The sequence below is a fragment of the Haemophilus parainfluenzae genome (assembly GCF_014931375.1).
Classification (GTDB): domain Bacteria; phylum Pseudomonadota; class Gammaproteobacteria; order Enterobacterales; family Pasteurellaceae; genus Haemophilus_D.
Window position 1 is genome coordinate 756,945 of sequence record NZ_CP063117.1, and the last position, 14,007, is coordinate 770,951.

The following is a 14,007-nucleotide window of genomic DNA, read 5'->3' on the forward strand; positions in this document are numbered from 1 at the left end:
CGGTCTTCCCCTGTACACAGGGGAAGCAAAAGGAAGAAATCGCCGAAGTGCGGTTAAAAAACAAAATATTTTTGACCGCACTTTGAAACCCTTAACTCCGACAGGAGACTATTTGTGAAAGACTTAGTTAAGTTTTTAAAAGCACAATCAAAAACCAGTGAAGATTTTGATGTGATTAAAATTGGGTTAGCTTCTCCAGACATGATCCGTTCTTGGTCATTTGGTGAAGTTAAAAAACCTGAAACAATCAACTATCGTACGTTCAAACCTGAGCGTGACGGTCTTTTCTGTGCACGTATTTTCGGGCCAGTAAAAGATTACGAATGTTTATGCGGTAAATATAAACGCTTAAAACACCGTGGTGTGATTTGTGAAAAATGTGGTGTTGAAGTAACACAAACTAAAGTGCGTCGTGAACGTATGGGCCACATTGAATTGGCTTGTCCAGTTGCACATATTTGGTTCTTAAAATCACTTCCGTCCCGTATCGGTTTATTACTTGATATGCCGTTACGTGATATTGAACGTGTGCTTTATTTTGAAATGTACATCGTGACTGAACCGGGTATGACCGATTTGGAACGTGGACAGTTATTAACTGAAGAACAATTCCTTGATGCAGAAGACCGCTGGCAAGATGAATTCGAAGCGAAAATGGGTGCTGAAGCAATTCAAGATTTACTTAAAGGTATTGATCTTGAAGTGGAATGTGAAAAATTACGTGAAGAGTTACAAGAAACTAACTCTGAAACAAAACGTAAGAAAATCACTAAACGCTTAAAATTATTAGAAGCTTTCCAACAATCTGGTAACAAACCAGAGTGGATGGTGATGACTGTATTACCTGTACTTCCACCAGATTTACGTCCGTTAGTACCATTAGATGGTGGTCGTTTTGCAACTTCTGACTTGAACGATTTATATCGTCGTGTAATCAACCGTAACAACCGTTTAAAACGTTTATTGGATTTAATCGCGCCAGATATTATCGTGCGTAACGAAAAACGTATGTTACAAGAATCTGTTGATGCGTTATTAGATAATGGTCGTCGTGGTCGTGCGATTACGGGTTCTAACCGTCGTCCATTGAAATCACTTGCGGATATGATCAAGGGTAAACAAGGTCGTTTCCGTCAAAACTTATTAGGTAAACGTGTTGACTATTCAGGCCGTTCTGTAATCACTGTAGGTCCATACTTGCACTTACACCAATGTGGTTTACCGAAGAAAATGGCATTGGAATTATTCCGTCCGTTTATCTACGCAAAATTAGAAAGCCGTGGTTATGCAACTACAATCAAAGCAGCTAAGAAAATGGTTGAGCGTGAAGACGCGATTGTTTGGGATATCTTGGCAGAAGTTATTCGTGAGCACCCAATTCTATTGAACCGTGCACCGACACTTCACCGTTTAGGTATCCAAGCGTTTGAACCACTTCTAATCGAAGGTAAAGCAATCCAGTTACACCCACTTGTTTGTGCGGCGTTCAACGCGGACTTCGATGGTGACCAAATGGCGGTTCACGTACCATTAACACTTGAAGCGCAGTTAGAAGCGCGTGCGTTAATGATGTCAACCAACAACGTACTTTCACCAGCAAACGGTGATCCTATTATCGTTCCATCACAAGACGTGGTGTTGGGTCTTTACTATATGACCCGTGAAAAAGTGAACGGTAAAGGTGAAGGCATGTTATTGCAAGATCCGCGCGAAGCTGAAAAAGCCTATCGCACAGGTGAAGCAGAGTTACATTCTCGCGTTAAAGTACGTATTACTGAATATGTGAAAAATGAAGCTGGCGAATTCGAAGAGAAAAACACATTAACCGATACCACTATCGGTCGTGCAATCTTATGGATGATCGCGCCAAAAGGTATGCCTTATTCATTGTTTAACCAAACATTAGGTAAAAAAGCAATTTCTAAACTTATCAACGAAGCTTATCGTCGTTTAGGTTTGAAAGAAGCGGTAATGTTTGCTGACCATATTATGTATACCGGTTTTGCTTATGCGGCTCGTTCAGGTTCTTCTGTGGGTATCGACGATATGGTTATCCCAGAGAAAAAATATGAAATTATTTCTGCAGCGGAAGCTGAAGTGGCAGAAATTCAAGAACAGTTCCAATCTGGTCTTGTAACAGCTGGTGAGCGTTATAACAAAGTCATCGATATTTGGGCTGCAGCAAATGAGCGTGTAGCGAAAGCAATGATGGAAAACTTATCTCAGGAAGAAGTTATCAACCGTGAAGGTAATCCTGAGAAACAAGCTTCTTTCAACAGTATCTTTATGATGGCTGACTCTGGTGCTCGTGGTTCTGCAGCTCAGATTCGTCAGTTAGCAGGTATGCGTGGTTTGATGGCACGTCCAGATGGTTCGATCATCGAAACTCCAATTACAGCTAACTTCCGTGAAGGTTTAAACGTACTTCAATACTTTATTTCAACCCACGGTGCGCGTAAAGGTTTGGCGGATACCGCATTAAAAACAGCAAACTCTGGTTACTTAACTCGTCGTTTAGTTGACGTAGCACAAGACTTAGTGATCGTTGAAGATGACTGTGGTACGCACGAAGGCTTAGTCATGACCCCATTAATCGAAGGTGGTGATGAGAAAGTTCCACTTCGCGAATTAGTGTTAGGTCGTGTTGTGGCTGAAGATGTGTATAAACCAGGTACAGAAGAAGTATTAATTGCACGTAACACTTTATTAGATGAAAAACTTTGTGATGTGTTAGATGCAAACTCAGTGGACAGCGTAAAAGTACGTTCTGTTGTAACTTGTGATACTGACTTCGGCGTATGTGCGAAATGTTACGGTCGTGACTTAGCACGTGGTCACCTCATCAACCAAGGTGAAGCAGTTGGTGTTATCGCTGCTCAATCTATCGGTGAGCCAGGTACACAGTTAACCATGCGTACGTTCCACATCGGTGGTGCAGCTTCTGCAGCAGCGAAAGAATCTAGCGTACAAATCAAAAACAACGGTACTTTACACCTTGCTAACGCGAAATTCGTTGTTAATGATGAAGGTAAATTAGTTTTAACTTCTCGTAATACTGAATTAACGGTGACTGATGAATTTGGTCGTACGAAAGAACACTATAAAGTGCCTTACGGTACTGTATTGAACAAAGCTGACGGTCAAGAAGTGTCTGCTGGTGAAACTGTGGCAAATTGGGATCCACATACTATGCCAGTAGTCTCTGAAGTATCTGGTTTTGTGAAATTCGTTGATATCGTGGATGGTTTAACTGTAACTCGTCAAACGGATGAATTAACCGGTCTTTCTTCTATCGTGGTACAAGACGTGGGTGAACGTGCAACAGCAGGTAAAGATTTACGTCCAACTATTAAATTAGTTGATGCAAAAGGTAACGATATCTTCTTACCTGAAACTGACGTTATTGCACAATACTTCTTACCAGGTAAAGCAATCGTAAGTTTAGATGACGGTGCGGAAGTGAAAGTGGGTGAACCACTTGCACGTATTCCACAAGAATCTGTGGGTACTAAAGATATTACCGGTGGTCTTCCACGCGTTGCTGATTTATTCGAAGCTCGTAAACCGAAAGAGCCTGCAATCTTGGCTGAAATTTCAGGTATCGTGTCCTTCGGTAAAGAAACCAAAGGTAAACGTCGCTTGTTAATCACCCCAACTGAAGGTGAAATCTACGAAGAAATGATTCCAAAATGGCGTCAGCTCAACGTATTTGAAGGTGAGATGGTAGAACGTGGTGACGTGATTTCTGATGGTGCAGAGACTCCACACGATATCTTACGTTTACGTGGTGTTCGTGCTGTAACTGAATACATCGTGAACGAAGTGCAAGAAGTTTACCGCTTACAAGGGGTAAAAATTAACGATAAGCATATCGAAGTTATCGTACGTCAAATGTTACGTAAAGCAGTTATCACCAAAGCTTATGACAGCGAATTCCTTGAAGGGGAACAAGTTGAAGTGGCTCGCGTGAAAATTGTTAACCGTAAACGTGAAGCGGAGGGTAAACCACCAGTTGAGTTCGAACGTGAATTACTTGGTATTACCAAAGCGTCATTGGCGACAGAATCCTTCATTTCTGCAGCATCGTTCCAAGAAACCACTCGCGTGCTTACTGAAGCAGCGGTGGCGGGTAAACGTGATGAATTACGCGGCTTGAAAGAGAACGTAATCGTAGGTCGTTTAATCCCAGCTGGTACTGGTTTTGCGTATCACCAAGGTCGTCACAAGAAACGTATTGTAGACGATGTTGTAATTAAATTGTCTGAAGACGATGAAGCAGCAATTGCTGATGAATTCGTGATGACAGCAGATGATGCAACAACTAACTTAGCAGAAATGCTTAATATGGCAGATGATGCAGAGTAATCGCTAATCGATAAAAGAAAACCCGAGTTTAGGCTCGGGTTTTTTATTATCTTAATACAGAAAGGCGGTCAGTTTTTGATGCGTTTTTCGTTTGGAAAAGTATCGTAAAAATGACCGCACTTTCTTTTCATCAATAAAAAAGCCACCTTATCGGTGGCTTTGAAATATTTTGCTTAAGCTGAGATTACCAACCTTTTACAACACCATCTTTAAAGTGTTTTTTCGCTTCTTGGTAAACTTCTTCAGTTTGGTATGCTTTCACGAAATCTTGGATCGCTTTGCTGTCTTTGTTATCAGTACGCGCAACGATGATGTTTACGTATGGAGAATCTTTATCTTCTACGAATACGCCATTATCTTGTGCATTTAAGCCAACTTGACCCGCATAAGTGTTATTTACAACAGCAAGATCAACATCATCTAATGCACGAGCTGCAACAGAGGTATCTACTTCAGAAATTTTTAAGTTTTTCGGATTTTCAACGATATCTGCGACAGTTGAAAGAAGATCGTTAGAATTTTTAAGTTTGATTAAACCTTGTTTTTCAAGAAGGATTAATGCACGACCACGGTTTGATGGGTCATTTGGCACAACAACTTTCGCGCCATCTTTTAATTCATTTACATTTTTGATGGTTTTAGAATAGCCAGCAAGAGGGTAAACAAAGGTGTTACCAACGATCACTAAATTGTTTAAGTTTTTCGCTTTTACATCTTCATCTAAGTAAGGTTTATGTTGCATTGCGTTAGCATCTAAATCACCTTTAGATACAGCAGTATTTGGTAATGCGTAGTCATTGAATAAAACAAATTCAACATTTAAGTTGTATTTGTCTTTTGCCACTTTTGCAGCGGTTTCGGCTACTTGGTGCTCAGGACCTGCCATTACACCAACTTTGATTGATGTTGCTGCAGGCGCAGTTGACGCTGCATCTGCTTTTTTCTCTTCTTTACAACCTGTTAATACTAATGCTGACGCGATAGCGGTGATAGCAAATAAGTTTTTTAATTTCATGTTTTTTCCTTGTTGTGAATAAAATGATATAGAAAATAATTAACGGTGATCCACTCGTTTTGCGAGTGTGTCGCCTAATTTTTGACTGAGCATCACGATAATCACGATAACAATCGTTGCTGCCCAAGTTACTGATGGCATATTACGATAGACACCATAGTTAATGGCGAGACTTCCTAAGCCGCCACCGCCTTGCGTTCCCGCCATTGCGGTATAGCCAATTAATGTCACGAAAGTGAGCGTAATAGCATTAATGAGCGTAGGTAGGGATTCAGGCAAATAGAATTTACGAATAATTTGCCAATTGGTTGCACCCATGGCTTTTGCTGTTTCAGTCAAACCGGTTGGAATCTCAAAAAGCGCATTACTCGTAAGACGTGCAAAAAATGGCGTTGCGGCTGCACTTAATGAGACAATCGCTGCATTAGAACCAATACTACCGCCAGGAAGTAACCAACTGGTAAGCGGAATTAAAGCGAGTAATAAAATAATATAAGGAATTGAACGTCCGATATTAATAATGACGTTTAAAAACGCATTGAGCTTTTTGTTTTCTAAAATCGCCCCTTTATTGGTTAAAAAGGTTAAAAAACCCAGTGGTAAGCCTAATAAAGCGGCAATTAATGTCGATAATACTGACATATAAATTGTTTCAACGGTCGATACCGTTAATAAACTCGCAAAATTATCGGGGAATTGTTGGCTAAATGTTGCCCATAAATCATTGAACATAGCCTAGCACCTCTACTCGAACGTTATTTTCCATTAAATAAACTTTGGCTTGCGTAATCGCATCTTCATCACCTTCAACCTCCGCAATGGTAAAGCCAAATTTTACCCCACCGGCATAATCAATTTGTGATGTTAAGATACTGAGTTCCACGCCAAATTTTTTCGATGCTTGAGAAAGTAATGGCGCATCGACGGAACGACCAGTAAATTCAAATTTGATGATCGGATACGATTTGGCATGTTTTGGTGTATCAGATAAATTTTCTAAATATTCTTCCGGCAACGTAATGTGGAAAGTCGAACTGATAAATTCTTGGGCCAATTCTGTTTTCGGATTAGAGAAAATTTCGCTAACCGTGCCTTGTTCAATCAGACGACCTTTATCAATCACGGCAACTTGATCGCAGATGCGTTTAACCACTTCCATTTCATGGGTAATAAGAAGAATGGTGATACCTAAAGTGCGGTTGATTTCTTTTAATAATTTTAGAATGGATTGGGTTGTTGCCGGATCTAATGCGCTAGTCGCTTCATCACAAAGTAAGACTTTTGGATCGCTTGCAAGTGCACGAGCAATCGCTACTCGTTGTTTTTGACCACCAGAGAGATTAGCAGGATACACATTATGTTTATCACTTAATCCAACAAGTGCTAAAAGTGCGGTCGTTTTTTCTTGAATTTCTGCTTTCGATTTATTTTCTAATTCAAGTGGCAATGCCACGTTTTCAAAAACGGTTCGAGAGGTCAATAAATTAAAATGTTGGAAAATCATACCGATTTGGCGGCGTGTTTTCACTAATTCAGCGTCAGAAAGTTGAGTTAGATCCACATCATCGATGATCACTGCACCGTGAGTCGGTCTTTCTAATAAGTTTACACAACGGATAAGCGTACTTTTACCTGCACCAGAGGCACCAATGACACCGCAAATCTGTCCCTTAGGCACATGTAATGAAACATTATCAAGTGCGGTCAGTTTTTTATCTGGAAGTGTAAAAATCTTCGTAATGTTATTTAGCTTAATCATATAAGCCCTTGTTCTCAGTTAATATTTGAATTTCATTTGTATTCTAGACGTCTAGAATGCTGTGTCAATATCTTCAGGGATCTTTTTTAAACATATCAGTTATGACTTATTATTGCTTATATTAAGGATAAAAGGGATAATTTTGCCTTAAGAAAAAGATAAATGAGAAAATATATGAAGAAAGCTGTTTTTTTAGATCGTGATGGCACTTTAAATATCGACCATGGTTATGTCCATAAAATTGATGATTTTCAATTTATTGAAGGCAGTATTGATGCATTAAAAGAATTGAAGGAAATGGGATACCTTTTAGTTTTAGTAACCAATCAATCAGGCATCGCACGTGGATATTTTTCAGAAGATCAGTTTTTGCAACTGACAGAATGGATGGATTGGTCATTAGCTGATCGTGGTGTGGATTTAGATGGCATCTACTATTGTCCTCATCATCCAGAAGGGAAGGGCGAATATAAAGAAGACTGTGCATGCAGAAAACCAAAATCAGGCATGTTATTAGAGGCGATTAAAGCGCTGAAAATCGATCCTGCACAATCTATTATGGTTGGCGATAAGATTGAAGATCTTAAAGCAGGCATGGGCGCAAAAGTAAAAACAAATATTTTAGTGCGAACAGGCAAACCTATTACAGAAGAGGGAGAGAACCTTGCTGATTATGTTTTGGATTCCATTGCAGATTTGCCAAGAATAGCAAAACGATTAATTAAGTAACAAAAATGATCTATTTTTTGTTCGAATAGGCGAAAAGATCTTCAACTAAGAAAAAATTTACATTTTTTTACAAAAAGATCTTGCAAAGGTGTCTGAAATGCCTATAATACGCCCCACACAACGACGCGCTGTTGTGACTCTTAAGAAAAACCGGTGCGTCGTTCTTTTTTGCTCTTTAACAATATATCAGACAATCTGTGTGGGCACTTGTTGATTGACTTGTTTTAAAAATATTTTTTAATTTTGAAGTCTTAATAGGTGCTAACTAGAAATTCATAATACTTTTTTAAGTAGTGACATTTTATGTCAGCAGTATTGAGCGATTGAACTTGAATTGAAGAGTTTGATCATGGCTCAGATTGAACGCTGGCGGCAGGCTTAACACATGCAAGTCGAACGGTAACATAAAGAAGCTTGCTTCTTTGATGACGAGTGGCGGACGGGTGAGTAATGCTTGGGAATCTAGCTTATGGAGGGGGATAACTACGGGAAACTGTAGCTAATACCGCGTAGTATCGAGAGATGAAAGTGTGGGACCTTCGGGCCACATGCCATAGGATGAGCCCAAGTGGGATTAGGTAGTTGGTGAGGTAAAGGCTCACCAAGCCGACGATCTCTAGCTGGTCTGAGAGGATGACCAGCCACACTGGGACTGAGACACGGCCCAGACTCCTACGGGAGGCAGCAGTGGGGAATATTGCGCAATGGGGGCAACCCTGACGCAGCCATGCCGCGTGAATGAAGAAGGCCTTCGGGTTGTAAAGTTCTTTCGGTAGCGAGGAAGGCATTTAGTTTAATAAACTAGGTGATTGACGTTAACTACAGAAGAAGCACCGGCTAACTCCGTGCCAGCAGCCGCGGTAATACGGAGGGTGCGAGCGTTAATCGGAATAACTGGGCGTAAAGGGCACGCAGGCGGTGACTTAAGTGAGGTGTGAAAGCCCCGGGCTTAACCTGGGAATTGCATTTCATACTGGGTCGCTAGAGTACTTTAGGGAGGGGTAGAATTCCACGTGTAGCGGTGAAATGCGTAGAGATGTGGAGGAATACCGAAGGCGAAGGCAGCCCCTTGGGAATGTACTGACGCTCATGTGCGAAAGCGTGGGGAGCAAACAGGATTAGATACCCTGGTAGTCCACGCTGTAAACGATGTCGATTTGGGGGTTGAGCTTTGAGCTTGGCGCCCGTAGCTAACGTGATAAATCGACCGCCTGGGGAGTACGGCCGCAAGGTTAAAACTCAAATGAATTGACGGGGGCCCGCACAAGCGGTGGAGCATGTGGTTTAATTCGATGCAACGCGAAGAACCTTACCTACTCTTGACATCCAGAGAACTTTCCAGAGATGGATTGGTGCCTTCGGGAACTCTGAGACAGGTGCTGCATGGCTGTCGTCAGCTCGTGTTGTGAAATGTTGGGTTAAGTCCCGCAACGAGCGCAACCCTTATCCTTTGTTGCCAGCGATTCGGTCGGGAACTCAAAGGAGACTGCCGGTGATAAACCGGAGGAAGGTGGGGATGACGTCAAGTCATCATGGCCCTTACGAGTAGGGCTACACACGTGCTACAATGGCGTATACAGAGGGAAGCGAGAGTGCGAGCTGGAGCGAATCTCACAAAGTACGTCTAAGTCCGGATTGGAGTCTGCAACTCGACTCCATGAAGTCGGAATCGCTAGTAATCGCAAATCAGAATGTTGCGGTGAATACGTTCCCGGGCCTTGTACACACCGCCCGTCACACCATGGGAGTGGGTTGTACCAGAAGTAGATAGCTTAACCTTCGGGGGGGCGTTTACCACGGTATGATTCATGACTGGGGTGAAGTCGTAACAAGGTAACCGTAGGGGAACCTGCGGTTGGATCACCTCCTTACCAAAAACGAGAGACAATAAGTGTCCACACAGATTGATTGATATATTGTAGAAAATGAATGAAGAGAGAAAAGTGCGTAAGCAAAATGTAAGATAGAGTATCTTTATTTGTTGTCCCCATCGTCTAGAGGCCTAGGACATCGCCCTTTCACGGCGGTAACCGGGGTTCGAATCCCCGTGGGGACGCCAAATAAAGATAACTTTATTATCTTCTGTTCTTTAACAACCAGGAAACAAGCTGAAAAACTGAAGAGACTTTCAAGTCCTTTTAAAGGATAAGAAAAAGTCTGAGTAAGAAAAAAATCTTGATTGAACAAAAGCAATCAAGTGTTTAGTTGAAAACACAACATCAAGAATTTTTGAGGTTGTATAGTTAAGTGACTAAGCGTACAAGGTGGATGCCTTGGCAATCAGAGGCGACGAAGGACGTGCTAATCTGCGAAAAGCTTGGATGAGTCGATAAGAGGCGTTTAATCCAAGATGTCCGAATGGGGAAACCCAGTAGATGAAGAATCTACTATCACTTACTGAATCCATAGGTAAGTGAGGCAAACCGGGAGAACTGAAACATCTAAGTACCCCGAGGAAAAGAAATCAACCGAGATTTCGTTAGTAGCGGCGAGCGAACGCGAAGGAGCCTGTTAGTGATAATGACAGAGACAGAGGAACAAGCTGGGAAGCTTGGCGATACAGGGTGATAGCCCCGTACTCGAAGTCCAGGTCATGGTACTAAGCTAACGACAAGTAGGGCGGGACACGTGATATCCTGTTTGAAGATGGGGGGACCATCCTCCAAGGCTAAATACTCCTGATTGACCGATAGTGAACCAGTACTGTGAAGGAAAGGCGAAAAGAACCCCGGTGAGGGGAGTGAAATAGAACCTGAAACCTTGTACGTACAAGCAGTGGGAGCCCTTTAAGGGTGACTGCGTACCTTTTGTATAATGGGTCAGCGACTTATATTTTGTAGCGAGGTTAACCGAATAGGGGAGCCGAAGGGAAACCGAGTCTTAACTGGGCGAATAGTTGCAAGGTATAGACCCGAAACCCGGTGATCTAGCCATGGGCAGGTTGAAGGTTGGGTAACACTAACTGGAGGACCGAACCGACTAATGTTGAAAAATTAGCGGATGACTTGTGGCTGGGGGTGAAAGGCCAATCAAACCGGGAGATAGCTGGTTCTCCCCGAAATCTATTTAGGTAGAGCCTTGAGCGGACACCTTCGGGGGTAGAGCACTGTTTCGGCTAGGGGTCCATCCCGGATTACCAACCCGATGCAAACTACGAATACCGAAGAGTGATACTCAGGAGACACACGGCGGGTGCTAACGTCCGTCGTGGAGAGGGAAACAACCCAGACCGCCAGCTAAGGTCCCAAAGTCTATATTAAGTGGGAAACGAAGTGGGAAGGCTTAGACAGCTAGGATGTTGGCTTAGAAGCAGCCATCATTTAAAGAAAGCGTAATAGCTCACTAGTCGAGTCGGCCTGCGCGGAAGATGTAACGGGGCTCAAATATAGCACCGAAGCTGCGGCATCAGTAGCAATACTGTTGGGTAGGGGAGCGTTCTGTAAGCGGATGAAGGTGAATCGAGAGGTTTGCTGGACGTATCAGAAGTGCGAATGCTGACATAAGTAACGATAAAACGGGTGAAAAACCCGTTCGCCGGAAGACCAAGGGTTCCTGTCCAACGTTAATCGGGGCAGGGTGAGTCGGCCCCTAAGGCGAGGCTGAAAAGCGTAGTCGATGGGAAACGGGTTAATATTCCCGTACTTGGATAAACTGCGATGTGGGGACGGAGTAGGTTAGGTTATCGCACTGTTGGATATGTGCGTTTAAGTTGGTAGGTGTGAAGTTTAGGCAAATCCGGACTTCTTTAACACCGAGAGATGATGACGAGGCTCTACGGAGCTGAAGTAACCGATACCACACTTCCAGGAAAAGCCACTAAGCTTCAGGTTTATCTAAACCGTACTGAAAACCGACACAGGTGGTCAGGTAGAGAATACTCAGGCGCTTGAGAGAACTCGGGTGAAGGAACTAGGCAAAATAGCACCGTAACTTCGGGAGAAGGTGCGCCGGCGTAGATTGTAGTCCCTAGCGGGCGAAGGTTGAACCGGTCGAAGATACCAGCTGGCTGCAACTGTTTATTAAAAACACAGCACTCTGCAAACACGAAAGTGGACGTATAGGGTGTGATGCCTGCCCGGTGCTGGAAGGTTAATTGATGGTGTAATCGAAAGAGAAGCTCCTGATCGAAGCCCCAGTAAACGGCGGCCGTAACTATAACGGTCCTAAGGTAGCGAAATTCCTTGTCGGGTAAGTTCCGACCTGCACGAATGGCATAATGATGGCCAGGCTGTCTCCACCCGAGACTCAGTGAAATTGAAATCGCCGTGAAGATGCGGTGTACCCGCGGCTAGACGGAAAGACCCCGTGAACCTTTACTATAGCTTGACACTGAACATTGAATTTTGATGTGTAGGATAGGTGGGAGACTTAGAAGTAGTCACGCCAGTGATTATGGAGTCGACCTTGAAATACCACCCTTTAACGTTTGATGTTCTAACGAAGATTACGAAACGTGGTCTCGGACAGTGTCTGGTGGGTAGTTTGACTGGGGCGGTCTCCTCCCAAAGAGTAACGGAGGAGCACGAAGGTTTGCTAATGACGGTCGGACATCGTCAGGTTAGTGCAATGGTATAAGCAAGCTTAACTGCGAGACAGACAAGTCGAGCAGGTACGAAAGTAGGTCATAGTGATCCGGTGGTTCTGAATGGAAGGGCCATCGCTCAACGGATAAAAGGTACTCCGGGGATAACAGGCTGATACCGCCCAAGAGTTCATATCGACGGCGGTGTTTGGCACCTCGATGTCGGCTCATCACATCCTGGGGCTGAAGTAGGTCCCAAGGGTATGGCTGTTCGCCATTTAAAGTGGTACGCGAGCTGGGTTTAGAACGTCGTGAGACAGTTCGGTCCCTATCTGCCGTGGGCGTTGGAGAATTGATTGGGGCTGCTCCTAGTACGAGAGGACCGGAGTGGACGCACCACTGGTGTTCCGGTTGTGTCGCCAGACGCATTGCCGGGTAGCTAAGTGCGGAAGAGATAAGTGCTGAAAGCATCTAAGCACGAAACTTGCCAAGAGATGAGTTCTCCCTGTTTTTAAGACAGTAAGGGTTGTTTAAGACTAAGACGTAGATAGGTCTGGTGTGTAAGCGGTGCGAGCCGTTGAGCTAACAGATACTAATTGCCCGAGAGGCTTAACTATACAACGCTCAAGGGTTTTTGGGGTTGTAAGACTAAAATAAAAAGACTCAGAGAAGAAAGAGAAAGTTTTGAAGTTGAATCAGCTTGTTTGGTTGTGAGCGCTAGAGATAGCGGAACAGAAAGAAATAGAGTTATTAAAGGAATAATCCTGGCGGCGATAGAGCGGTGGTCCCACCTGACCCCATACCGAACTCAGAAGTGAAACGCCGATGCGCCGATGGTAGTGTGGGGCTTCCCCATGTGAGAGTAGGACACCGCCAGGTAGTGAATGTGAACCCCGAGCTGAATGGCTTGGGGTTTTTATTTTTAGATTTTATTTTAATAAATAAAAAGTGCGGTCAAAATCAGAATAGTTTTATTAAAGATGTTTAAATCTTTTAATGAGAAAATAGAGGTGGAATGGTACAATCACCAAAATTTTTTATAGGATAAATAACACAAATGGCTCGTAAAAAGAAAAGTCGTAAAATTAGCGATATTATGCCAATTCGTAAATCGGACAAGAAACCTGAAGCACCAAAGCTATCAGGTAAGAAATTAACACGTTATGAATTAGACGCTAAGGCAAGAGAAGATAAGAAAAAACGTAAACATAAAGGTTTAGCATCCGGTTCTCGTCATAGTAACGCTGAACAAAATAAAAATAACCAAATCATTGAACAAAAAGATCCGCGTATTGGTAGCCGTAAAAAGGTTCCACTGATTGTTGAATTTGTGAATAAGCCTGAGAAAGGGATGACAATTCCAGCCGTCAAAGAACCGAAAAAACTTGCGCCTGAAGTGGAGTTAGAACGTTTAGAAAATAATGAAATTCTAAATGAATTGTTGGATGCTTTAGATGAAGGCAAAACGATTAGTAAAGCTGATCAACAATTTGTAGATGAATGCTTAGATCGTATTGCTCAGTTAATGGAAGAATTAGGTATTCAAGATGAAGAAGAGACAGAGGATGACCTCTATCGAACCTTCGAGAAGATTGATATCAACCAATTCAGATAATT

6 protein-coding genes, 1 tRNA gene and 3 rRNA genes are annotated in these 14,007 nt (G+C 42.9%); 7 read left to right on the forward strand and 3 right to left on the reverse strand.

All coding sequences use genetic code 11. The annotated features are described in order from the left end of the window. Window positions 1–114: 114 nt before the first annotated feature. A complete protein-coding gene (rpoC, locus tag INP95_RS03650) occupies window positions 115–4,365 on the forward strand; it encodes a DNA-directed RNA polymerase subunit beta' (RefSeq protein ID WP_197560918.1) in 4,251 nt (1,416 codons plus the stop codon). A gap of 184 nt (window positions 4,366–4,549) precedes the next feature. Here rpoC and INP95_RS03655 read toward each other — a convergent pair whose 3' ends face one another. The 3 genes from INP95_RS03655 to metN are packed head-to-tail and all read right to left on the reverse strand — an operon-like array spanning window position 4,550 to window position 7,139. Next, window positions 4,550–5,380: a MetQ/NlpA family lipoprotein gene (locus INP95_RS03655; protein WP_070582971.1), complete on the reverse strand. Its 831-nt coding sequence runs from the start codon at window positions 5,378–5,380 to the stop codon at window positions 4,550–4,552. Between the two features lie 39 nt (window positions 5,381–5,419). Further along, window positions 5,420–6,112 carry a methionine ABC transporter permease gene (locus INP95_RS03660; protein ID WP_049371343.1) on the reverse strand — a complete coding sequence of 231 codons (693 nt, stop codon included), beginning with the start codon at window positions 6,110–6,112 and terminating at the stop codon, window positions 5,420–5,422. Then, on the reverse strand, window positions 6,102–7,139 hold the full coding sequence (metN, locus tag INP95_RS03665) for a methionine ABC transporter ATP-binding protein MetN (protein ID WP_005694681.1): 1,038 nt from the start codon (window positions 7,137–7,139) through the stop codon (window positions 6,102–6,104). Before metN ends, INP95_RS03660 begins: the two co-directional genes overlap by 11 nt. 174 nt (window positions 7,140–7,313) lie before the next feature. Between metN and gmhB the strand changes: the two genes are divergently transcribed. The 6 genes from gmhB to yihI all read left to right on the forward strand — a co-directional run bounded on the left by gmhB (window position 7,314) and on the right by yihI (window position 14,005). After that, complete coding sequence (gene gmhB, locus INP95_RS03670; RefSeq protein WP_197560919.1) at window positions 7,314–7,868, forward strand: D-glycero-beta-D-manno-heptose 1,7-bisphosphate 7-phosphatase; 555 nt, start codon at window positions 7,314–7,316, stop codon at window positions 7,866–7,868. Window positions 7,869–8,199: 331 nt separating this feature from the next. Beyond that, window positions 8,200–9,739: ribosomal RNA gene (locus INP95_RS03675) — 16S ribosomal RNA — on the forward strand. A 112-nt stretch (window positions 9,740–9,851) separates the two neighbouring features. After that, window positions 9,852–9,927 (forward strand) — tRNA-Glu (locus INP95_RS03680). A 182-nt stretch (window positions 9,928–10,109) separates the two neighbouring features. Then, window positions 10,110–13,007: ribosomal RNA gene (locus INP95_RS03685) — 23S ribosomal RNA — on the forward strand. A gap of 146 nt (window positions 13,008–13,153) precedes the next feature. Beyond that, window positions 13,154–13,269 (forward strand): 5S ribosomal RNA (gene rrf / locus INP95_RS03690). The 16S, 23S and 5S rRNA genes sit together here with 1 tRNA gene alongside, the layout of an rRNA operon. A gap of 178 nt (window positions 13,270–13,447) precedes the next feature. After that, the gene (gene yihI / locus INP95_RS03695; RefSeq protein ID WP_070775900.1) at window positions 13,448–14,005 is read left to right on the forward strand and encodes a Der GTPase-activating protein YihI; all 558 of its coding nucleotides are present in this window, start codon (window positions 13,448–13,450) and stop codon (window positions 14,003–14,005) included. Window positions 14,006–14,007 lie beyond the last annotated feature (2 nt).